The sequence below is a fragment of the Serratia sp. Ae19-1 genome (assembly GCF_059801225.1).
Window position 1 is genome coordinate 85,024 of record NZ_JBCHWD010000003.1, and the last position, 21,999, is coordinate 107,022.

Consider the following 21,999-nt stretch of genomic DNA (forward strand, 5'->3'; position numbering starts at 1 on the left):
CGGAAATTGCGGAGATAAAAAAGGCCGCCGAAGCGGCCTTTCCATTAGCGGATAGGTTAACTGTAAGCGTTGAGCGTGCGCTGGCACAAAGCGGAGCGTACGCAGTCCTGTTTTTCAAAGCGGATAACGCCGATCATCTCGTCCTCTTCGAAGCGCTCCAGGGCGTCGCTGAGGCCGGATTTTACGCCGCGTGGCAAGTCGCACTGGGTCACGTCGCCGTTAACGATAACCGTCACGTTTTCCCCCAGGCGGGTCAGGAACATTTTCATCTGGCTGGCGGTCACGTTCTGGGCTTCATCCAGGATAACGACCGCATTTTCGAAGGTGCGTCCGCGCATATAAGCGAACGGTGCAATCTCTACCTTGCCGATTTCCGGCCGCAGGCAGTACTGCATAAAGGAAGAGCCCAAACGGCGCACCAGAATGTCATACACCGGGCGGAAATAAGGGGCGAATTTCTCGGAGATATCCCCCGGCAGGAAACCGAGGTCTTCATCCGCCTGCAAAACAGGACGGGTAACGATAATCCGATCCACCTCTTTATGGATCAGCGCCTCCGCCGCCTTGGCGGCGCTGATAAATGTTTTGCCGCAGCCGGCTTCGCCGGTGGCGAAGATCAGCTGCTTATTTTCTATGGCTGATAAGTAATGACCCTGAGCTTCGGTTCTAGCCTCGATGGGTGAGCTATCGCGCTTGTCTCGCGCCATGCCGATAGACTCGACTCCCCCCATTTGCACCAGCGAGGTCACAGACTCTTCTTCCAGCTGGCGATGACTACGAGCGTCACGACGAATAACGCGTTTCGCTTCACGACGTGCTTTGATCACTGCTTTCTGTCTACCCATAGTGGCACCTTACAGTTTGTTTCACCTACCGCAACGGCCAGGCCGCGCGATTATGTTTCACACACGTATTAGGTTTTGGCCTCCTCCGAGCCAATAAGAGCCAAGGGACAAAGTGAATCGACGGCAATGCTTCGGCGCCGTATCTTCACGGGACAACGCGGACTGCATCAATAAACGTGGAGTAAAAAACGATGAGATTCGGTAGCGATAAGGGTGCGGAGTTGCCGGTAAAAGAGAGTCGGAGAGAGAACCCTCGTAACAACGAGAAATCAGGGGAGATGTGTTATTTTTTCTTTCCAGCCCAACCAAGGACTTTACCATTAGCGATCCCCGCAGTGATATTTACAGCTTCAAGCTGTGCACCGTGTGAAAACTACCGCCAGATGATTACAGTATAATGACATTCAATCCCACAGCGTTACTAAAATGTAAAAAAATTTAATATCTTTTGTTTTCAGTTAACGCAAAAACACTATATCACGCCTAAGACGTCATTCCATAGAAAATTATAATCAATAAATATCAATGAATTACAATTTAAAACCACGAATGACACTTTGGTTTCCCGATTAAATTTTGCGCAATCAAAAACAGCGCAACTGCGGTTTTTTTAATCTGCCGGCACAGCATTGAATTGCGTTTCATCGTTCATTGCCCCCACAACGGGAAAGACAAACGTAAAGCGAGGCGAAAGATCCCGCCCCGCCATTCCGTCTTCAGGCCTTGAGCAAGCCGCTGGCCAGATAGTCGCCGCCCTCTTTCACGCCCGGCAATACGAAGAAATACCCGCCGCCGATCGGCTTGATGTATTCCTCCAGCGCTTCGCCGTTCAGTCTTTTTTGCACCGTCAGAAACCCTTTTTCCAGATCGGCCTGATAGCAGACGAACAGCAGCCCCATTTCCAGCTGGCCGGCATTGGATACGCCAAGGGAATAGCTGTAGCCACGCCGCAACATCAGATTGCTTTGGCTTTCCGGCGTGCGCGGATTAGCCAATCGGATATGCGCATCCATCGGGATCACCTTGCCGTCGGGATCGTTCGCATAGTTCGGCTCATCATGTTCATGCTTCATGCCGAGCGGCGCGCCGCTGTGCTTTTCACGGCCGAAAATGGTTTCCTGCTCCTGCAACGGCGTGCGGTCCCAAAACTCAACGCGGAAACGAATAATGCGCGCGGCCTGATAGCTACCGCCCGCCGTCCACGCCGGCTCGCCGACGTTGTCACCGACCCATACCACCTTATCCATCAGCGGCTTGTCGTCGGTTTTCGGGTTAGCGGTGCCGTCTTTGAAGCCCAACAGGTTAATCGGCGTCTCTTTGCCTTTGCTGCGCGCCGCATGCGCGGAGATAAACCCTTCCCGTTTCCAGCGCACGCTGAGCAGATCCGGCGAATGCTTGATGATGTCGCGCAGTGCGTGAATCACCGTTTCATTGGTGTTGGCGCAGATCTGCAGCAGCAGATCGCCATGGCACAGCCCGGCGTCCAACGCATCGTTGGGGAAGCGCGTCATCTTCTGCAACCGCAGCGGCTTGTGCGCCTGCAGGCCAAAGCGCTCGTCGAACAGCGAGGCGCCGACCGAGACGGTGACGGTCAGATTGTCCGGGTAAATCTCCGGCCCCATGATGCCGGAATCGAGCGGCGGTAGCTTGGCATCCACCTCCGGCGCCTTGCCGCCGTGGGTCAGGAAAGCGATGCGATCGGTCAGCAGCCTAAACAGACGTTCCAGATCCGCTTTGCTGGTCGCCAGCACGTCGAATGCCACCAGCATCATCGCCGCCTGTTGCGGGGTCAGCACCCCGGCCTGATGGCGGCCATAAAACGGCTGTTTCTGCCAGCGCTCATCCTGCGGCGCTGCCAACGGCTCCGCCGCTTTGTCCGCCGCCTGCACCAGGCGGCTGCCGCCCAGCGCCAGCGCGCTCAGCCCCAGTCCCTGCAGCAAACGGCGGCGTGAAGGGGATGCAGCCCCCTGAGAGTGCGGATGAGGCCCGTTATTCGGGCCTGCCTTGTTGCTCATAACCGTATGCCTCAGTCCAGACCCAATACGCCACGCAGTTGGGAAAGATCTTCCGCCAGGGTGGTGATCGGCCCTTTCAGCGCATTGCGATCGGCATCGGTCAGCTTCTCGTAGGACTCATACCCCTCTTTGGTTTGGTACTTCGCCAAAATGGTGTCGACGGTTTTGAAGTTGGCGTCGATCTTGTCCAGCAGCGGCTTGTTGGCTTTGATCAACAGCGGGCGCAGCAGGTTGACTATCTTCTGCGCGCCGTCGACGTTAGCCTGGAAATCCCACAAATCGGTGCGGCTGTAACGGTCTTCTTCACCGCTGATCTTGCTGGCCGCCACTTCTTCGATCAGCCCGGCCGCGCCGCCCACCACCTTGCTCGGCGGGAAGGTCAGTTCACTCACGCGTTTTTGCAGCTCAACGGTGTCGTGATACAGGCGATCGGCATATTTACCCATGTCTTTGGTGGAGTTATCAGCAAACAGCGCCTTCTCCAGACGGTGGAAGCCGGTGAAGTTAGGGTCCGCCGATTTCTTCTCGTAGTCGTCTTCACGGGCGTCGATACTACCGTCCAGATCGGAGAACAGTTCGGCGATCGGTTCGATGCGCTCATAGTGTTGGCGGGTAGGCGCATACAGCTTGCGCGCTTGCTCCACATTGCCGGCCTTCACCGCATCGGTGAACAGCTTGGTCTGTTTCACCAGCCCATCGACCTCTTTGGTGACGTAGACCTTGTATTCGGCGATCGGGCCGACCAGGTCCAGCGCGCTCGGCTTGCCGTCGGTGGCGCCGCCGGCCGCTGCGGTGACGGTCAGTTTGCCTTTCGGATTGCTCAGCAGCCCGCAGGTCATGTCATATTCGCCCTCCTCGAGCGTGGCGGTCATTTTCTGGGTGAAGCCCGGCGCGATGTTCTCCCGCTCTTCCACCACCATCACCCCTTTCAGGATTTCCCATTCGACGTTTTTCTGGCTGGTGTTGTGCACCACAAACTGCGTCTTGCCGGCCGGCACGGTCAGCTGCATCGGCTCACACTGTTTGTCGTTGACCGTGACCTTGACCTGCGGCACATCCGCCGCCAATGCGTCGATGCTCAGCGCAAACGCCGGGATAGCCAGTAATGCTGCGTGCAACGCCTTGCGGCGAAATAACGGAGTAGACATACGAGATTCCCTATTAAATATTAATGATTGATTTTACGTTGCGCCGGGGCCGCTGCCGGCTCCGCGCGCTGCGGCAGGAAGAAGAAAATCAGCGCCGGGATCAGATACAGGAAGTAGACCGCCACTTCGCTGACCGTCGGCGCTTCCTGATAACCGAGAATGCCTTCCAGCAGCGTGCCGAACAGCGAATGGGTCGACAGGGTGCTGCTGAAATCGAAGGCGATATCCTGGAAGTGGTTCCACAGACCGGCTTCGTGGAAGGCGCGGATCGCCCCGGCGGCCAGGCCGGCGGCGACGAACAGAATGAACAGGCTGGTCCATTTGAAGAATTTGGCCAGGTGCAGCTTCACCCCGCCCCAGTAAATCATCATGCCCAGCACGATGGCGGCCACCAGGCCGAGCACCGCGCCGATCGGCGCTGCGGCGCCCACGTCTTGCTGAAACGCCGCCAGCAGGAAGAACACCGACTCCAGCCCTTCGCGCGCGACGGCGAAGAACACCATCGCCACCAGCGCCCAACCCTGCCCTTTGCCGGCGTTGAGCGCCTGATCGATCGCCCCTTCCAGATGCACCTTGACCGACTTGGAGACTTTACGCATCCAGAACACCATGTAGGTGAGGATCACCACCGCCACCACCGCAACGATGCCTTCGAACAGTTCCTGCTGTTTCTGCGGGAACTCGCCGGTGGTCTCATTGATGAAGATGCCGAGCGCCAGACACAGCGCGGCCGCGACTATCACGCCGATCCACACCGCGCCGAGCCATTGGCTGCGCTGCGTGCGCTTCAGGTAGCTGGCGATCAGGCTGACGATCAACGCCGCCTCCAGCCCCTCGCGGAACATGATAAGAAAGGGAACAAACATAAATAATCACCCCTGAAAAGAGCGCGGCGGCAGAAACGGTGGCTGCGAAATAAGCCGCGCGGCTATGTAAAGAAACGTAAAACTCAACGAGAGTGATTATCATTCGGCCAAGGATAAATACAAGAGGCGCGAGGGTGATTTTTTCTAATCAAATGTCGCCAGGTGTTACAGCTGGGTGACAGTAACGAGCAGGCAAAAAGAAGGGGCGCTCTGGGCGCCCCTTGCTGACTGACATCGAACGGCGTTATACCGTTTTGTACTCGGCTTCCGCCTGATCGAAACGCTCGGTCATGGTGGCGGAAGGCTGGCGGCCCATCAGGCTCACCACCACGATGGCCAGACAGCCCAGGATGAAACCTGGGATGATTTCATACAGGCCCAGCCATTCGTACTGTTTCCAGACGATCACCGTCACCGCGCCGACCAGCATACCGGCCAGCGCACCGTTGCGGGTCATGCGTGACCACATTACCGAGATCAGCACAACCGGGCCGAAGGCGGCACCGAAACCGGCCCAGGCGTAGCTCACCAGGCCCAGCACGCGGTTTTCCGGGTTGGCCGCCAGCGCGATGGCGACCAGCGCCACCACCAGCACCATCACGCGGCCGACCCACACCAGCTCACGTTGGCTGGCGCCTTTGCGCAGAAACGCCTTGTACAGGTCTTCGGTGATCGCGCTGGAGCACACCAGCAGCTGGCAGCTCAGGGTGCTCATGACCGCCGCCAGAATCGCCGACAGCAGCACGCCCGCCACCCATGGGTTGAACAGCAGCATCGCCAGCTCGATGAACACGCGCTCGCCGTTCTGCGACACGTTGCCGGCCTGATCAGGGTTGTTGGCGAAGTAAGCGATGCCGAAGAAACCGACGGCGATGGTGCCGGCCAGGCACAGGACCATCCAGGTCATGCTGATGCGACGCGCGCTGCGGATGGTGCGGTGAGAATCCGCCGCCATGAAACGCGCCAGGATGTGCGGCTGGCCGAAGTAGCCCAGGCCCCAACCCAGCAGCGACAAGATAGCGACGAAGTTCAGGCCTTTCAGCATGTCGAGGTTGGCCGGGTTCTGCGCCTGGATCACCAGCATCGAGGTATCGATGCCGCCGACGGCGAAGATCACGATCACCGGCGTCAGGATCAGCGCGAAAATCATCAGGCTGGCCTGCACGGTGTCGGTCCAGCTTACCGCCAGGAAACCGCCGATAAAGGTATACAGGATGGTCGCTGCGGCGCCGGCCCACAGGGCGGTTTCGTAGCTCATGCCGAAGGTGCTTTCGAACAGACGCGCGCCGGCCACGATGCCGGAGGCGCAGTAAATGGTGAAGAACACCAGGATGACGATGGCCGAGATCACCCGCAGCAGCTTGCTGTTGTCTTCAAAACGGCTGGTGAAATAGTCCGGCAGCGTCAGGGCGTTATTGTTGGCTTCGGTATGCACGCGCAGCCTGCCTGCCACCAGTTTCCAGTTCAGGTAAGCGCCGATGGTCAGACCGATGGCGATCCAGCTTTCGGAGATGCCGGAGAGGAAGATGGCGCCCGGCAGGCCCATCAGCAGCCAGCCGCTCATGTCGGAAGCCCCGGCGGACAGCGCGGTCACCACGCTGCCCAAACTGCGGCCGCCGAGAATATAATCATCAAAGTTGTTGGTTGCCCGGTAGGCAAGCAGGCCGATCAGCACCATCCCGAAAATGTACACCAGGAAGGTCACCAGCATAGGTGTGCTCATTGTCATTTAATTCTCCACTTTCATTATTATTCGCGTTTCGCTCCGGCCAAGCCGGCGCCGGTAAACCCACGCGCAATGCATTTCACTGGCCGCCGCGCCGGAACGTGGCGCAGCCTGCGAGCAAGTGCAGGTAAAATAGTTTCTGCCCGTAATTGTTGACCGTCGGTTATCCTAGATGAGCCTTTCATCAACCAACAAGATATTTAACAACAAAGTTACACAAAGTTTACCCTGCGTCACATTTACCGGGCTCACAGGTTGCACTCACGACAAACAAAATGAGTTGCACCTGGTGATTACCCTTATATACCGCAAGGTAAAGCGCCTGCGGCATAATAAACCCCGCCGCATTCGCTCAATAACGCAACATTCATGCCAACTGTCCATGTTAAAAAATCGATGAAACTCACACTTCGTTCATCAGCCTGATTTAACAAGGTTGCACAAAGTTGCAACATGCAGGATATTGTCTGCATTCTTAACACCACACATCTCACGAACCTATCCCAACAGGCTTTCCGGCCTGCTGTTTGTCTAGCCTGATGGGATAGGTTCTAAACACAGGAGTTGGACAGGCATGGGCACTACCACAATGGGCGTGAAACTCGACGAGGCAACACGCGACCGGATCAAGAGCGCCGCGCAGCGCATCGATCGCACGCCGCACTGGCTCATCAAGCAGGCCATCTTTAATTACCTCGAGCGTCTCGAGAGCGGTACCGATATTCCTGAAATTCCAGCGCTGGCCGCAGCGGGCCAGCCTGAAGCGGACGACATTATGCCGCAAGCGCAGGAAGAGTCACACCAACCATTCCTCGATTTCGCCGAACAAATTCTGCCGCAGTCAGTCACCCGCGCCGCCATCACCGCCGCATATCGCCGCCCAGAGACCGAAGCGGTGCCGATGTTGCTCGAACAGGCGCGATTACCCGCCGATCTTGCACAGGCCACTCACAAAATGGCCTACGGCATCGCCGAGAAGCTGCGTAACCAAAAAAGTGCAAACGGCCGCGCCGGCATGGTGCAAGGCCTGCTGCAAGAGTTCTCCCTCTCCTCGCAGGAAGGCGTGGCGCTGATGTGCCTGGCGGAAGCGCTGCTGCGCATTCCGGACAAACCGACCCGCGACGCCCTGATCCGCGACAAGATCAGCAACGGCAACTGGCACTCGCACCTGGGGCGCAGCCCGTCGCTGTTCGTCAACGCCGCCACCTGGGGCCTGCTGTTCACCGGCAAGCTGGTGTCGACCCATAACGAAGCCAACCTGTCCCGCTCGCTGAACCGCATCATCAGCAAAAGCGGCGAGCCGCTGATCCGCAAAGGCGTGGACATGGCGATGCGTCTGATGGGCGAGCAGTTCGTGACCGGCGAAACCATCGCCGAAGCGCTGGCCAACGCGCGCAAGCTGGAAGAAAAAGGCTTCCGCTACTCTTATGACATGCTGGGCGAAGCCGCCCTGACCGAGGCCGACGCTCAGGCCTATCTGGTTTCCTACCAGCAGGCGATCCACGCCATCGGCAAAGCCTCCAACGGCCGCGGTATCTATGAAGGCCCCGGCATCTCCATCAAACTGTCCGCTCTGCACCCGCGCTACAGCCGCGCGCAGTACGAACGCGTCATGGAAGAACTCTACCCACGCCTGCTGTCGCTGACCCTGCAGGCGCGCCAGTACGATATCGGCATCAACATCGACGCCGAAGAGGCCGACCGTCTGGAGATCTCGCTCGATCTACTGGAGAAGCTGTGCTTCGAGCCGCAGCTGGCCGGTTGGAACGGCATCGGCTTCGTAATTCAGGCCTACCAGAAACGCTGCCCGTTCGCCATCGACGCGGTGATCGACATGGCGCAACGCAGCCGTCGTCGCCTGATGATCCGTCTGGTGAAGGGCGCCTACTGGGACAGCGAAATCAAACGCGCCCAGATGGACGGCCTGGAAGGCTACCCGGTTTACACCCGCAAGGTGTACACCGACGTTTCCTACCTGGCCTGCGCTCGCAAGCTGCTGTCGGTACCGAACCTGATCTATCCGCAGTTCGCCACCCACAACGCCCATACCCTGAGCGCCATCTATCACCTGGCCGGCAACAACTATTACCCTGGCCAGTATGAGTTCCAGTGCCTGCACGGCATGGGTGAACCGCTGTACGAACAGGTGGTAGGTAAAGTGGCCGACGGCAAACTGAACCGCCCGTGCCGCATCTATGCGCCGGTCGGCACCCATGAAACGCTGCTGGCCTACCTGGTGCGCCGCCTGTTGGAAAACGGCGCCAACACCTCGTTCGTCAACCGCATCGCCGACGCCACCCTGCCGCTCGACGAGCTGGTGGCCGATCCGGTCAGCGCCGTGGAAGCCATGGCGGCCAGCGAAGGCCAGATGGGCCTGCCGCATCCGCGCATTCCGCTGCCGCGCGAGCTGTATGGCGAGAAACGCACCAACTCCAGCGGTCTGGATCTGTCCAACGAACAGCGTCTGGCCTCGCTCTCCAGCGCCCTGCTCACCAGCGCCAGCCATCCGTGGCGCGCGGAACCTATTATCGACGCCGAGTTGGATCAGGGCGTGGAACAGCCGGTGATCAACCCGGCCGAGCCGGGCGATGTGGTCGGCTACGTGCGTGAAGCCACCGAAGGCGAAGTCAGCCGCGCGCTCGACGCCGCCGCGGCCGCCGGCCCAATCTGGTTCGCTACACCGCCAACGGAGCGCGCCGCGATCCTCGAACGCGCCGCCGAACTGATGGAAAGCCAGCTGCAAAGCCTGCTGGGCATTCTGGTGCGCGAAGCGGGTAAAACCTTCAACAACGCCATCGCCGAAGTGCGTGAAGCGGTCGACTTCCTGCACTACTACGCCGGCCAGGTGCGCGACGATTTCGCCAACGACAGCCACCGCCCGCTGGGCCCGGTAGTCTGCATCAGCCCGTGGAACTTCCCGCTGGCGATCTTCACCGGCCAGATCGCCGCCGCGCTGGCGGCAGGCAACAGCGTGTTGGCCAAACCGGCCGAGCAAACGCCGCTGGTGGCCGCTCAGGCGGTGCGCATCCTGCTGGAAGCCGGTATTCCGCAAGGCGTGCTGCAGCTGCTGCCAGGCCAGGGTGAGACCGTCGGCTCGACGCTGGTCAACGACGCCCGCGTACGCGGCGTGATGTTCACCGGCTCCACCGACGTCGCCGGCATTCTGCAGCGCAGCATCGCCGGTCGCCTGGATCCGCAGGGCCGCCCAACGCCGCTGATCGCCGAAACCGGCGGCCTGAACGCCATGATCGTCGACTCTTCCGCCCTGACCGAACAGGTCGTCACCGACGTGGTGGCCTCCGCCTTCGACAGCGCCGGCCAACGCTGCTCCGCGCTGCGTATCCTGTGCATTCAGGAGGACGTGGCCGAACACACGCTGCAGATGCTGCGCGGCGCGATGGCCGAATGCCGCATGGGCAACCCGGAGCGCCTGTCCACCGACGTGGGCCCGGTGATCGACGCCGAAGCCAAAACCGGCATCGAGCGCCACATCCAGGCGATGCGCGCCAAAGGTCGCAAGGTGTACCAGGCCGCCAAAGGTAGCACGCAGGATGAAAAAGAGTGGGCGCGCGGCACCTTCATCAAGCCGACGCTGATCGAGCTCGACAGCTTCGACGAGCTGCAGAAAGAGATCTTCGGCCCGGTGCTGCACGTCGTACGCTTCCAGCGCAACAACCTGGACGCGCTGGTCGATCAGATCAACGCCGCCGGTTACGGCCTGACGCTGGGCATTCACACCCGTATTGATGAAACCATCGCCCGGGTGACCGAGCGCGCCAAGGTCGGCAACCTGTACGTTAACCGCAACATGGTGGGCGCAGTGGTCGGCGTGCAGCCGTTCGGCGGCGAAGGCCTGTCGGGCACCGGCCCGAAAGCCGGCGGCCCGCTGTACCTGTACCGTCTCTTGGCCAACCGGCCGGACGACGCGCTGCAGCGCACGCTGCACCGCCAGGACGAGGAGCGCCCAATGGAAGCCACCGCACGGCCGCAGCTGCTGGGCGCGCTGCAATCGCTGGAGAAATGGGCGGTCACCAGCCAACACGGCGAACTGGCAGCATTGGCGCAGCGCTATGCGGAACTGGGCCAGGGCGGCACCGTCCGTCCGCTGCCAGGGCCGACCGGCGAGCGCAATACCTATGCCCTGTTGCCGCGTGAACGTGTGCTGTGCCTGGCGGATAACGAAGCCGATGCGCTGATCCAGTTGGCCGCCGTGCTGGCGGTCGGCAGCTGCGCGCTGTGGCCGGAAGCGGAACTGCAGCGCAATCTGTTCCGCCGCTTGCCGAACGATGTGCAGGCGCGTATCGCCTTCAGCAAAGACTGGCAGCAGGATAAGGTTGAGTTCGACGCCGCCATCTACCACGGCGATGCCGACCAACTGCGCACCCTGTGCGAGCAGATTGCCCAGCGCGGCGGCGCCATCGTTTCGGTGCAGGGCTTCGCCCACGGGGAAACCAACATTCTGTTGGAACGCCTGCTGATCGAGCGTTCGCTGAGCGTCAACACCGCCGCCGCCGGCGGCAACGCCAGCCTGATGACCATCGGTTAACGCATCGTCAAGGCGGCGACACGTCGCCGCCTGATTTGCTTACCGCTACGCAAACCCTGCACTCGTGCAGGGTTTTTTATTGTCCGCCGCCCGGCCAGTCGTTAGCGTATTAATCTCCTTGCCTGAGAGTGTGTATGGTGTGTAGATTAAGGACGATAACATCGTGAAGAGTTCAGAGCTGATCGCGCTGCTGGAAAGCCACGGCTGGGTATTGCGGCGGGTAAAAGGCAGCCACCATCAATTCAAACATCCCGATTTTGCGCTGATCATCACCGTGCCGCACCCAAACAAAGATCTCAAGCTGGGCACGCTGCGGCAGATACTTAAAGACGCGGGGTTAACTGCACTTCACATCGCCACGCGTTAGACAGGAGAAACCATGTTTTATCCCGCTTACATCCATACCGAATCAGACGGCAGCGCCAGCGGTTTCTTTCCCGATGTCCCCGGTTGTTATTTCGCCGGCGCCAGCCTGGACGACGCCTTTGCCGATGCCCAAAGCGCGCTGGATGCGCACTTTGAGTTGTTGAGCGAAGACAATCAGCCGATACCGCGTCCGCGGGCCGTCGCCGTGCATCTTGCCAAAAACGCGGAATCCTTCGAGGGGGGGCAGTGGCTGTTGATCGCTATCAATATGGATAAGTTTGACGGCCGGGCCGAGCGAATCAATATCACGCTGCCCCACCGACTGTTAAGCCGCATTGATTCTCTGGTTCGGCAACATCCGGGATACGGCAGCCGCAGCGGGTTTCTCGCCGCCGCCGCGCGAAATGAATTGTTGAAAGTGGAGTGAACGCAGTCGGGGGAAGCTCCCCCGCCGCCTTATTGATTCAGAAACTTGTCGAGGAATTGCTGGGTGCGCTGGTGCTGCGGGTTGGCGAACAGCGCTTTGGCCGGGCCCTGTTCGACGATGCGGCCATGGTCCATAAAGATAACCCGGTCGGCCACGTCGCGGGCGAAGCTCATCTCATGGGTGACAATCACCATGGTGCGTTTCTCTTCCGCCAGTGAGCGCATGGTATTGAGCACTTCCCCCACCAGCTCGGGATCGAGCGCCGAGGTCGGCTCATCGAACAAAATCACCTCCGGCTGCATCGCCAGCGCGCGCGCAATAGCCACCCGCTGTTGCTGCCCGCCGGACAACCGCCGCGGATAGGCCTGCTCTTTGCCGCTCAGCCCCACCTTGGCCAGCAACGCACGAGCGCGCTGTTCAGCGCTGGCTTTTGCTTCGCCCTTGACGATAACCGGCCCTTCGATAATGTTTTCCAGCACCGAACGGTGTGGGAACAGGTTGAAGTTCTGGAACACGAAGCCGACCTGCTGACGGAGCGCACGCACCTGGTTCTTCTGTTTGCTCAGCGGTTTGCTGCCGTCGATCAGGATATCGCCGACGCGAATGGTGCCGGAATCCGGCTCCTCCAGCAGGTTGATGCAACGCAACAAGGTGGTTTTCCCCGAACCGCTCGGCCCGATGATCGCCACCACTTCGCCGGCGTCCACCGCCAGATCGATTCCATGCAGCACCGTCTGACCCTTGAACTGCTTGGTCAATTGTTTAACTTCAATGGCACTCATGCGTTACTCCTGATCCTGGCGATTAACGTGGGCTTCCAGACGGTTTTGCAGTGCGGAAAGCAGGGTCGCCATCACCCAGTAAATCAGCGAGGCCGCCAGGTACATGGTGAACACTTCCAGCGTGCGCGAGGTGATCAGCTGCGCCTGGCGGAACAATTCCGGTACCTGAATGGTGGCGGCCAGCGAGGTGTCCTTCACCAGACCGATAAAGCTGTTGCCGAGTGGCGGCAAGGCGGTGCGCGCCGCCTGCGGCAGGATCACCCGGCGCAGAGTTTGCCAGCGGGTCATGCCGATGCTGGCGGCGGCTTCCCACTGCCCTTTATCGATCGACGAAATCGCCGCGCGCAGCGTTTCCGAGGTGTAGGCGGCGGTATTGAGCGACAGGCCAATCAGCGCCGCCGGGAAGGGATCGAATTCGATGCCGAACTGCGGCAGACCGTAATAGATCATAAACAGCTGGGCGATCAACGGCGTGCCGCGGAACAGCGACACGTAAATGCGCGACAGCCACGACAGCGGCCACAGCGGCGAAAGGCGCATCAGCGCCAGCAGAAAACCGAGCAGCAATCCCAACGCCATCCCGCCCAGGCTGAGCTGAAGCGTCAGTATCGCGCCCTTCAATAAAAATGGCGCTGAATCCAGCGCCAGTTGAATACTTTCGTGCATTATTTAGTTACGTCCGCGCCAAACCATTTCTCGGAGATCTTCGCCATCGTGCCGTCTTTTTGCATCTCGGCGATCGCCTGATCAATCGCGGCCAGCAGCTCTGGGTTATTTTTGCGCAGCGCCACGCCGGACTCCTGACGAGAGAACGCCGGGCCGGCTACCGCCAGCGTATCGCCGGTTTTCTTCACCAGATCCAGCGCCGCCAGACGATCCACCAGAATGGCGTTGATGCGGCCAACGCGCAGATCCTGATACTTGGTCGGGTCGTCGTCGTAGGTACGCACGTCCACGCCCTGCACGTTCGCGCGCAGCCACTGTTCATAGTTGGTGCCAAGACCCACGCCAACCTTCTTGCCCTTCAGGTCTTCCGGCTTGGTGATGGTGCCTTCGTTGCCTTTCTTCACCAGCGCCTGAATGCCGGAAACGGTGTAAGGGGTGGAGAAGTCATATTTCTTCTTGCGCTCATCGGAGAGGGTCACCTGGTTGATGACCACGTCGATACGTTTCGAGTCCAGCGAAGCCAGCATGCCGTCCCATTTGGTCGGGTTCAGCTTGGCTTTCACGCCCAGGTGTTCCGCCAACGCGTTGGCGAAATCCACTTCGAAACCGGTCAGCTTGCCGTCTTCACCCTGGAAGCTGAACGGCGGATAGGTGCCTTCCAGCCCGACGATCAGCGTACCGCGCTGTTTCACCTGCTGCAGCAGATTGTCGGCGGCATAGGTTTGCGTCGACAAACCGGCGGCCAACGCGACACCCACTACGCCCAACAGCCATTGACGACGAACTTTCGCAAACATCATAAACACCCCTGTGTGTTATTTATCTTTTTTGATATCAGCACTTTAACAGTGCGTCCGTCCGCATAAAGGAATATAACTTTATAAATATAGTTCAAAATGGAATAACAAGCGGTATTTACACCTGCGGATGATAGGCGAACAGCGCTGGCGCACCGCCGGTGTGAACGAACAGAATAGGCCCCTCATCGCGGAAACGCCGCTGGGCGATGCCGTCGATCAAACCGGCCATCGCCTTGCCGGTGTATACCGGATCCAGCAACACGCCCTCTTGCTGCGCCAGCAACTGCACCGCCGCCATGCCTTCTTCATTCGGCATGCCGTACTGCGGCGCGAAGTAATCGTCCCACAGCGCGATCGGCGCCAGTTCGTCGATATTCAGCGAACAGGCCAGGGCCTTTTGGATCTGCTCAACCTTCGGCAGCTGATCGATCACGGTGCGCGAAACCGTCACGCCGATCAGCTCGGTTTCCGGCAACAGCTGCTGCAGCCCCACCGCCAGCCCGGCGTGGGTACCGGCGCTGCCGGAGGCCACCACCACCGAGCTGAACGCCACGTTGCTGCGCTGGCTCTGCTCAGCGATTTCCAATGCGCACTGCACATACCCCAACGCGCCCAGCGCATTGGAGCCGCCCACTGGCACCACGTAAGGTCGGAAGCCCTGCGCTTCAAGGCGCATAGCCAGTTCCGCCAGCTGCTGCTGCGGATCGTGCAGCGCTTCGCACATCACCACTTCGGCGTTGAACAGGCCGAGCAGCAGGCGGTTGCCGTTAGTCAGATAATTTTCTGCACGGGTGTCGATAGGATTTTCCAACAGCGCGACGCAATGCAGGCCCAGCTTCGCTGCCACCGCCGCCGTCTGGCGCACGTGGTTGGATTGAATGGCACCGGCGGTGACCAGCGTGTCGGCGCCTTGGCGCAGGGCGTCGGCGGCCAGAAACTCAAGCTTTCTCAGCTTGTTGCCGCCCATTGCCATAGGGGTGACGTCGTCACGTTTAAGGTAAATATCGCGGCCGAGGTAATCGGAAAGACGGGACAGCTTTTCCAGCGGTGTGGCGGTGCCAACCAGGTCCAGGCGCGGGAATTGCGCCAGTTGTTGTTGCAGGTTCACTTCTTCCCCCCAGGGAATCGAATATCAACATCTGATAACCGATAGATTTAGCAGATGTGAACTGAATAATCATCCTTTATCACGGGGGAAACAGCCAGCCCCGGCCCAACGGGCCGGGGTAAAGCTCAGTAGCTGCGCTGCCAGGCGAGATACTGATCGTATTTGCGCAGCGCAATGCGGTAGTTGTTGTGCGCCGCGGAAGGCAGATCGTCGATGATGCGCTGATGGCTGGCGCTGTTGGCGAACTTGTCCGCCGGGTAGTTGCGCGCCACCAGCATTTCGTCCAGCCGGCGCAGCCGCACCACATACTCGCGGATGGTGCTGTGGCTCATCTCGGTCTGTTCGAACAGATACTGTTTGAACGCCATGATGTCGAAATAGCTCGGGTGGCTGTTGCAGGAGATCTCGCTGCAAAAGCGGCACAGCGCGGTCAGCTCATGCTGTACGTTCAGCCAGACCGCGTCGTCGATCGGCTGATCCATGCGCGCGATGGCTTCTTTATTGATGATCTTGCCGCGAAACACCAGCGCCATGCGGTCCAACAGTTTACCGCACTGGGAGCAATGGGTCTGGCTGTGCTTGTAATCTTTCAGGTAACGGCTGAGCGGCCGTTTTTTCAACAGTATTCCTGGCATAAGGGGCAGTCCGATTGTCGCATGAGTCTTCGAGTTGAGGGGGCGGCGAGCCGCCGTCAGGTATCGTTCGCCAGCCGCGCGCGCAGCCGTTTGATCGCCTGACTGTGCAGTTGGCTGACGCGGGATTCCCCGACGTCCAGCACGGCGCCGATCTCCTTGAGGTTCAACTCTTCCTGGTAATACAGCGTCAGCACCATTTTTTCGCGCTCCGGCAACGCCTCGATGGCGTCGATCACTCGCTGGCGCAGGCTGCCTTCCAACAGGTGATGCAGCGGGTTGGCCTCTTCATGCCCTTCCAGCATCGGTTCCGCGTTCTCGCCATGCTCCTCGCGCCATTCGTCGTAGGAGAAAAGCTGGCTGTTATTGGTGTCCAACAGAATTTGACGGTACTCATCCAGCGAGATATTCAGCGTCTGCGCCACTTCCGTCTCGCTCGCCGGACGGCCATAACGCTGTTCCAGTTGCCGCATCACCTGCGCGACCTCGCGCGCATGGCGCCGCACGCTGCGCGGCACCCAGTCACGGCTGCGCAGCTCGTCGAGCATCGCGCCGCGAATGCGCTGCACCGCATAGGTGGTAAAGGCGGTTCCCTGTAGGGCGTCATAACGCTCAACGGCGTTCAATAACCCGATTCCCCCAGCCTGCAGCAAATCGTCGAGCTCCACGCTGGCGGGCAGCCTGACCTGCAGGCGCAACGCCTCGTGGCGCACTAACGGGACGTAGCGCAGCCAGAGAGAATTTTTGTCCATCACGCCTTCGGCGGTATACAGATCGCTCACTATGTCTTAAACCTGCGGATAAGAGAGTCAGCGCTATTATGCGTAGGGGGCGAAATGCCAATCGGCTGAACAGTCGCACAAAACGGGCTTTATTTGCGCCATGTAATAACCGCGCGGTGCGCGAGCATAAAAAAACCCCGCCGAAGCGGGGTCTTTTTGCGACAGTTAATCGGGAGAGACGATTAACGCAGCAGGGACAGTACGTTCTGAGTAGACTGGTTAGCCTGTGCCAGAACAGAGGTGCCAGCCTGTTGCAGGATGTTGGCACGGCTCATGTTGGACACTTCGGTCGCGTAGTCAGCATCCTGAATACGGGACTGAGAAGCGGACAGGTTGTTCACGGTGCTGTTCAGGTTGTTGATAACAGAATCGAAACGGTTCTGTACCGCACCCAGGGAAGAACGCAGGCCGTCAACCTGTGCCAGCGCTTTGTCCAGGGTTGCCAGAGGATCCGCCATCTTAACGTCCGTAGTACCTTCGTCGATTTTTGCTTTACCTGCAGTTCCAGTGTCTTCAGTAATAGTTGCTTCTTTATAAGTTTTAACACCTTTATCGGTAGTTTCTACGTAGAAGGTATCTTTGCCAGCAGCATCTTTGCCGGAGAACAGCTTTTTACCTGCAGCCATGGCGTCAACAGTCAGATCTTTATCACCAACTTTTACGGTACCGGTAACTTCTGCACCCAGTTTAGGACCTTTGTCGGTCACGTTGAAGGTATCCAGACCCAGCTCTTTTGAATCGATCTTTTTCAGGTCGATATCGATGGTTTCGCCGTCGTTAGCACCAACCTGGATGGTCAGCTTCTGGTCGCTGCTCAGCACTTTCACGCCGTTGAAGTCGGTCTGCGAGGAAATACGGTTGATTTCAGACAGACGCTGAGTGATTTCGTCCTGGATGGATTTCAGGTCGCTGGTGGAGTTAGAACCGTTCTGCGCCTGTACGGTCAGACGACGGATGTTCTGCAGGTTGTCGTTAACTTCGTTCAGTGCGCCTTCAGTGGTCTGCGCCAGAGAGATACCGTCGTTGGCGTTACGGGAAGCCTGAGTCAGGCCTTTGATGTTAGCGGTGAAACGGTTGGAGATAGCCTGACCCGCAGCATCGTCTTTCGCGCTGTTGATACGCAGACCGGAAGACAGACGCTCAATCGCAGTGCCCAGAGAAGACTGAGATTTGTTCAGGTTGTTCTGCGCCATCAGAGACAGGCTGTTAGTGTTGATTACTTGTGCCATTGTTTGCTTTCCTTACGAGTCAGTTGCGTTCTTCGCAACACAGTTAAAAGGTTCGGGCTTGTTTGCCCACGGCGTCAACCACCGTCCCCTCAGGTATCGGCCCTCCCCCAACAACCTTTAGAATTTTTTTATTTTTTTTTACGTCTGCGGCAATGGCGGAAATAACGCGCTTTTTCCCTCCTCTATTGCGCCATCGTTTTTTTGTTTTTTTCGGTAAACTTTTTCATCACTGGGCCGATAACGCGTAAAGCGAATAAAGTCATAATCAAGGAGAATTACTCATGGCAACGATCAGTTCATTAGGTCTCGGCTCAGGACTCGACCTCAACGGCCTGCTGGATAAGCTGACTAAAGCGGAACAACAGCGCCTGACCCCTTACACCACCAAACAGTCCAGCTATAACGCACAGCTGACCGGTTACGGCACGCTGAAAGGCGCACTGGAAAAGTTCGACAATCTCAGCAAAGAGATGGCGAAAGAGGACTTCTTTAAAGCCACCACCGCCACCGAACACGACGCCTTTAAAATCACCACCAACGCCAAGGCGGTGCCGGGCAACTACGTGGTGGAAGTGAACAAACTGGCGCAGGCGCAAACCCTGACCACGCAGGCGAAAGTCAGCGACCAGGGCGCTAAGTTAGGCGCTGAAGGCGTGACGGACCGCTCATTGACCATCACCGCCGGCAACCCGCCGAAAGCCACCAAGATCCCGCTCAGCGACGATCAAACCTCGCTGCTGGAACTGCGCGACGCCATCAACGGCGCCAAAGCCGGCGTCACCGCCAGCATCATGCGCGTCGGCGACAACGACTATCAGTTGGCGGTCAGCTCTTCCACTACCGGCGAAAACAACAAGATTTCTCTGCAGGTCGATAACGACGACCAGTTGGGCGATATCCTGAACTACAACGCCACCCGCGGCACCACCACCGCCATGAAGCAGACGGTCGCGCCGCAGGATGCGGAGCTGACGGTGAACGGCACGGCCATCAAACGCAGCACCAACTCGATCAGCGATGCCCTGCAGGGCGTCACCATCGATCTGAAAACCAAAACCAAAACCGATGAACCGCAACACCTGGTGATCAGCACCAACACCGCCGGCACCACCGACAAGATCAAAGAGTGGGTCGACAGCTATAACTCGCTGCTGGACACCTTCAACTCGCTGTCCAAGTTCACTCCGGTGAAAACCGGCGAAGCGCCAAACCCAACCAACGGCCCGCTGCTGGGCGACAACACCCTGCGCGGCATTCAGTCGTCGATCAAAAGCGCGCTGAGCGCCGCCCAAGACAACCCGGAGTTGAAAGGCCTGGGCAACCTCGGCATCTCTACCAACACCAAAACCGGCAAGCTGGAAATCGACAGCGCCAAGCTGAAGAAAGCGATGGATGAAAAGCCGGATCAGGTCAGCAACTTCTTCGTCGGTAACGGCAAAGACACCGGCATGGCCACCGAGATCCACAACGAGATCCAGAGCTACATCAAATCCGGCGGCATCATCGAGAACTCGACCAAAAGCATCAACACTAACCTCGATCGCCTGAACAGCCAGATCACCACGGTCACGGCCAGCATTCAAAACACCATCGATCGTTATAAACAACAGTTCGTTCAGCTGGATACCATGATGTCGAAAATGAACGGCACCAGTAACTATTTGGCTCAACAGTTCAAGTAACCCTTTAACAAGGCAAAGAAAACAGCATGTATAACCGTAGCGGCACTCAGGCCTATGCACAGGTCAGTCTGGAAAGCGGCGCCATGAGCGCCAGCCCGCACCAGTTAATCGTGATGTTGTTCGACGGGGCGCTCAGCGCCCTGCTTCGCGCACGCATCCTGATGAACCAGGGCGATATCGCAGGCAAAGGCATGGCGCTCTCCAAAGCCATCAACATCATCGACAACGGCCTGAAAAGCGGCCTCGACCATCAACAGGGCGGCGAGATCGCCGAAAACCTGGCGGCGCTGTATGACTATATGAAACGCCGGCTGATGCAGGCCAACCTGCACAATGACGAAGAGGCGATCGCCGAAGTGGTCAAGCTGCTGGAAAACATCGCCGACGCCTGGCGCCAGATCGGCCCCAACTACCACCCTTCGCAGGACGCCGTGTAATGGAACGTCAACAACAGCTCTTAGCCGCTTATCAACAAATCTATGCCCTGAGCAGCCAGATGATCGCGCTGGCGCAGACCGGGCGCTGGGAAGAGCTCGTTGAGCTCGAATTCGCCTACGTGACGGCGGTGGAAAAAACCGCCGCCTTTACCGGCCAGGCCGGCCCGTCAATGGCGTTGCAGGAGATGCTGCGCAATAAGTTGCAGCAGATTCTCGACAACGAAACCGAACTAAAACGCCTGCTGCAGCAACGGATGGATGAGCTGAAAACGCTTATTGAACAGTCAACGCGCCAAAACGTGGTCAACAACACCTACGGCCAGTTTCATGACCGCGCGCTGCTGCTGGGAGAGCCACAGGTCCGATAAGATCGACAATACTGACGAAAATGGATTAAATAGCACTATGCGCTATTACCCTCGGGTTACGTTAGGATATTAATCTATGGCATTTGAATTATTCAGTTTATGGGTAATTGCTAAAATGCGCGCTTCGAGCCTGGCTCTCACTTTAATGGATAAACATCATCCCGACACGGACGTTTTCTGTTCAGCAGGAAATTGATTTTTGATAGATAAAACTCGCCGCTGTGTTTCACGGCCCATGGAAAAATGTTGCTCCGACGCTGATCAAAGCGTAAAGATATTCTCAGATAATGGCTGCGAAATGAATATCGATGGAACGTACAATTAATCTCTGTCCTGGAATTGGTGCCTCAGCGCACATCATTCAGCATACTGAATTATTATTCCCCTCAGTCTATTTTGAGCAACCACATCTGTATCTGATACAACAAGGCCATAAGCGCGTGCGCTGGCAACAACAGGAAGTGGTGGCTCATCCCGGCGAGCTGTTGATTATCGACGGCGGTCAAACGGTGGACATTATTAATGGCCCATCCGAAGAAGGTGTTTTCAGCTGTCAGTTGCTGACCTGCGATCCGCTGCTGCTCAACGTCCAGCCGCCGGTAGAAGAAATGCCGCCACCGATGCCGTTCGACGCCGTCCTGACGCTGCGCAACCGGCCTTTGCCCTGAAACACAGCTTTGAGACCACCAGCCTGGCACTGGCGCTCCGGCAGCGTTTTCCCACCCTCATCGTGCGGCACAAAATGCTGGAAATTCTGCTGTGGTTGGCCCAGTTCGGTATTCGCTTCATCCATAACGAAGCCAAGGATCTCACGCAGCGCGTGCGCCGCTGCCTGGCGACCGATCCGCACAGCATTTGGACAGCGGCCAAAGTCGCGGAAAGCCTGTCGATGAGCGAAGTGATGCTGCGTCGCAAACTGTCGATGGAAAATACCGCGTTGCGCAATCTGATGATCGACGTGCGTATGAGCAGCGCGCTGGCCCTGCTGCAGTCGACCGACTGGCCTATCTCCGCCATTGCGCAACATGTCGGCTATGAAAGCGCGTCGCGTTTCGCCGAACGTTTTCGTAAACGCTTCGGTTTTGCGCCTACCGCCATTCGCGGCCACCAGAGAATTATGGAGCCCGGCCTCCAGGGGGGCGAGGCGATAGTCGCCGGAGAAACCTAAATAGACGCGCAACAAAACGGTTTTATTTAACACAAGCCCTTAACGGTTGTAACAATGCTGAGATACGCTATGTAACGTCCCCCCGCCGAACAGCGAATTAAACGATGCATAATGAAAAGCGGTTATTTTCTCTGGCAATAATGCTGTTGGGGCTGTGGCTGTTGGCATTACTGTATGAAGAAGACATGATGCGCTTACTTGCCGCACAATAAGACGACCAGGTTTTTTATCGCCTGGTCAGACTTCAATCCAGTTTGACCAAAACGCCAATTAACACGGCAAGCACCGCCAACATTAAAATACTGATCAAACGCCATCTGGATTCGCTTTTACTGCTCATTGACCCGTCTCGAATAATAACCCTACTAATAAGGCCATAATAAACGCTTACCGGCACATTCAATAA

The 21,999-nt window shown here is 58.1% G+C and carries 18 protein-coding genes and 1 pseudogene; 7 read left to right on the forward strand and 12 right to left on the reverse strand.

All coding sequences use genetic code 11. The annotated features are described in order from the left end of the window. Positions 1–56: 56 nt before the first annotated feature. The 5 genes from phoH to putP all read right to left on the reverse strand — a co-directional run bounded on the left by phoH (position 57) and on the right by putP (position 6,603). A complete protein-coding gene (gene phoH, locus AAIE04_RS10550; RefSeq protein ID WP_015378226.1) occupies positions 57–845 on the reverse strand; it encodes a phosphate starvation-inducible protein PhoH in 789 nt (262 codons plus the stop codon). A 716-nt stretch (positions 846–1,561) separates the two neighbouring features. After that, positions 1,562–2,860, reverse strand: a complete 1,299-nt coding sequence (gene efeB, locus AAIE04_RS10555; RefSeq protein ID WP_025159830.1) for an iron uptake transporter deferrochelatase/peroxidase subunit — start codon at positions 2,858–2,860, stop codon at positions 1,562–1,564. A gap of 11 nt (positions 2,861–2,871) precedes the next feature. Next, a complete protein-coding gene (gene efeO / locus AAIE04_RS10560) occupies positions 2,872–4,008 on the reverse strand; it encodes an iron uptake system protein EfeO (protein ID WP_498576904.1) in 1,137 nt (378 codons plus the stop codon). A 20-nt stretch (positions 4,009–4,028) separates the two neighbouring features. After that, a complete protein-coding gene (efeU, locus tag AAIE04_RS10565) occupies positions 4,029–4,874 on the reverse strand; it encodes an iron uptake transporter permease EfeU (RefSeq protein WP_025159831.1) in 846 nt (281 codons plus the stop codon). Between the two features lie 244 nt (positions 4,875–5,118). Further along, the gene (gene putP, locus AAIE04_RS10570; RefSeq protein WP_498576905.1) at positions 5,119–6,603 is read right to left on the reverse strand and encodes a sodium/proline symporter PutP; all 1,485 of its coding nucleotides are present in this window, start codon (positions 6,601–6,603) and stop codon (positions 5,119–5,121) included. A gap of 571 nt (positions 6,604–7,174) precedes the next feature. On the opposite strand from putP, the gene putA reads away from it, so the two are divergent. The 3 genes from putA (at position 7,175) to AAIE04_RS10585 (ending at position 11,939) form a co-directional block, all read left to right on the forward strand. Further along, positions 7,175–11,146, forward strand: a complete 3,972-nt coding sequence (putA, locus tag AAIE04_RS10575; protein ID WP_197667850.1) for a trifunctional transcriptional regulator/proline dehydrogenase/L-glutamate gamma-semialdehyde dehydrogenase — start codon at positions 7,175–7,177, stop codon at positions 11,144–11,146. 163 nt (positions 11,147–11,309) lie between these two features. Then, positions 11,310–11,513 carry a type II toxin-antitoxin system HicA family toxin gene (locus AAIE04_RS10580; protein ID WP_063918536.1) on the forward strand — a complete coding sequence of 68 codons (204 nt, stop codon included), beginning with the start codon at positions 11,310–11,312 and terminating at the stop codon, positions 11,511–11,513. Positions 11,514–11,525: 12 nt separating this feature from the next. Next, positions 11,526–11,939 (forward strand): type II toxin-antitoxin system HicB family antitoxin, encoded by a 414-nt coding sequence (locus AAIE04_RS10585; RefSeq protein WP_019452924.1) that lies wholly within the window; start codon positions 11,526–11,528, stop codon positions 11,937–11,939. 29 nt (positions 11,940–11,968) lie between these two features. Here AAIE04_RS10585 and tcyN read toward each other — a convergent pair whose 3' ends face one another. The 7 genes from tcyN to AAIE04_RS10620 all read right to left on the reverse strand — a co-directional run bounded on the left by tcyN (position 11,969) and on the right by AAIE04_RS10620 (position 17,938). Then, on the reverse strand, positions 11,969–12,721 hold the full coding sequence (gene tcyN, locus AAIE04_RS10590; RefSeq protein ID WP_038876913.1) for an L-cystine ABC transporter ATP-binding protein TcyN: 753 nt from the start codon (positions 12,719–12,721) through the stop codon (positions 11,969–11,971). Between the two features lie 3 nt (positions 12,722–12,724). Continuing rightward, complete coding sequence (gene tcyL, locus AAIE04_RS10595) at positions 12,725–13,387, reverse strand: cystine ABC transporter permease (protein ID WP_025303237.1); 663 nt, start codon at positions 13,385–13,387, stop codon at positions 12,725–12,727. Beyond that, entirely contained in the window at positions 13,387–14,187 is an 801-nt protein-coding gene (gene tcyJ / locus AAIE04_RS10600) for a cystine ABC transporter substrate-binding protein (protein ID WP_019452927.1), read from the reverse strand. The genes tcyL and tcyJ overlap by 1 nt, the downstream gene beginning before the upstream one ends. Before the next feature lie 115 nt (positions 14,188–14,302). Next, on the reverse strand, positions 14,303–15,295 hold the full coding sequence (locus AAIE04_RS10605; protein WP_019452928.1) for a D-cysteine desulfhydrase: 993 nt from the start codon (positions 15,293–15,295) through the stop codon (positions 14,303–14,305). Positions 15,296–15,420: 125 nt separating this feature from the next. Continuing rightward, complete coding sequence (gene fliZ, locus AAIE04_RS10610) at positions 15,421–15,930, reverse strand: flagella biosynthesis regulatory protein FliZ (protein WP_025159834.1); 510 nt, start codon at positions 15,928–15,930, stop codon at positions 15,421–15,423. A 56-nt stretch (positions 15,931–15,986) separates the two neighbouring features. After that, positions 15,987–16,709: an RNA polymerase sigma factor FliA gene (locus AAIE04_RS10615; protein ID WP_004934752.1), complete on the reverse strand. Its 723-nt coding sequence runs from the start codon at positions 16,707–16,709 to the stop codon at positions 15,987–15,989. Positions 16,710–16,891: 182 nt separating this feature from the next. After that, complete coding sequence (locus tag AAIE04_RS10620) at positions 16,892–17,938, reverse strand: flagellin N-terminal helical domain-containing protein (protein WP_498576906.1); 1,047 nt, start codon at positions 17,936–17,938, stop codon at positions 16,892–16,894. A 281-nt stretch (positions 17,939–18,219) separates the two neighbouring features. Here AAIE04_RS10620 and fliD point away from each other — a divergent pair, with 281 nt between their 5' ends. The 4 genes and pseudogenes from fliD to AAIE04_RS10640 all read left to right on the forward strand — a co-directional run bounded on the left by fliD (position 18,220) and on the right by AAIE04_RS10640 (position 21,593). Beyond that, complete coding sequence (gene fliD / locus AAIE04_RS10625; RefSeq protein ID WP_498576907.1) at positions 18,220–19,620, forward strand: flagellar filament capping protein FliD; 1,401 nt, start codon at positions 18,220–18,222, stop codon at positions 19,618–19,620. A gap of 26 nt (positions 19,621–19,646) precedes the next feature. Then, complete coding sequence (gene fliS / locus AAIE04_RS10630) at positions 19,647–20,057, forward strand: flagellar export chaperone FliS (protein ID WP_019452932.1); 411 nt, start codon at positions 19,647–19,649, stop codon at positions 20,055–20,057. Beyond that, a complete protein-coding gene (gene fliT / locus AAIE04_RS10635) occupies positions 20,057–20,425 on the forward strand; it encodes a flagella biosynthesis regulatory protein FliT (protein WP_198636606.1) in 369 nt (122 codons plus the stop codon). The genes fliS and fliT overlap by 1 nt, the downstream gene beginning before the upstream one ends. 308 nt (positions 20,426–20,733) lie before the next feature. Then, positions 20,734–21,593, forward strand: a pseudogene (locus AAIE04_RS10640) (helix-turn-helix transcriptional regulator). Positions 21,594–21,999 lie beyond the last annotated feature (406 nt).

Excerpts from the sequence above, each read along its gene's own strand:
- phoH (WP_015378226.1), bottom strand. The coding sequence starts at position 845 with ATGGGTAGACAGAAAGCAGTGATCAAAGCACGTCGTGAAGCGAAACGC.
- efeB (WP_025159830.1), bottom strand. The coding sequence starts at position 2,860 with ATGAGCAACAAGGCAGGCCCGAATAACGGGCCTCATCCGCACTCTCAG.
- efeO (WP_498576904.1), bottom strand. The coding sequence starts at position 4,008 with ATGTCTACTCCGTTATTTCGCCGCAAGGCGTTGCACGCAGCATTACTG.
- efeU (WP_025159831.1), bottom strand. The coding sequence starts at position 4,874 with ATGTTTGTTCCCTTTCTTATCATGTTCCGCGAGGGGCTGGAGGCGGCG.
- putP (WP_498576905.1), bottom strand. The coding sequence starts at position 6,603 with ATGACAATGAGCACACCTATGCTGGTGACCTTCCTGGTGTACATTTTC.
- putA (WP_197667850.1), top strand. The coding sequence starts at position 7,175 with ATGGGCACTACCACAATGGGCGTGAAACTCGACGAGGCAACACGCGAC.
- AAIE04_RS10585 (WP_019452924.1), top strand. The coding sequence starts at position 11,526 with ATGTTTTATCCCGCTTACATCCATACCGAATCAGACGGCAGCGCCAGC.
- tcyN (WP_038876913.1), bottom strand. The coding sequence starts at position 12,721 with ATGAGTGCCATTGAAGTTAAACAATTGACCAAGCAGTTCAAGGGTCAG.
- tcyL (WP_025303237.1), bottom strand. The coding sequence starts at position 13,387 with ATGCACGAAAGTATTCAACTGGCGCTGGATTCAGCGCCATTTTTATTG.
- tcyJ (WP_019452927.1), bottom strand. The coding sequence starts at position 14,187 with ATGATGTTTGCGAAAGTTCGTCGTCAATGGCTGTTGGGCGTAGTGGGT.
- fliZ (WP_025159834.1), bottom strand. The coding sequence starts at position 15,930 with ATGCCAGGAATACTGTTGAAAAAACGGCCGCTCAGCCGTTACCTGAAA.
- AAIE04_RS10620 (WP_498576906.1), bottom strand. The coding sequence starts at position 17,938 with ATGGCACAAGTAATCAACACTAACAGCCTGTCTCTGATGGCGCAGAAC.
- fliD (WP_498576907.1), top strand. The coding sequence starts at position 18,220 with ATGGCAACGATCAGTTCATTAGGTCTCGGCTCAGGACTCGACCTCAAC.
- fliS (WP_019452932.1), top strand. The coding sequence starts at position 19,647 with ATGTATAACCGTAGCGGCACTCAGGCCTATGCACAGGTCAGTCTGGAA.
- fliT (WP_198636606.1), top strand. The coding sequence starts at position 20,057 with ATGGAACGTCAACAACAGCTCTTAGCCGCTTATCAACAAATCTATGCC.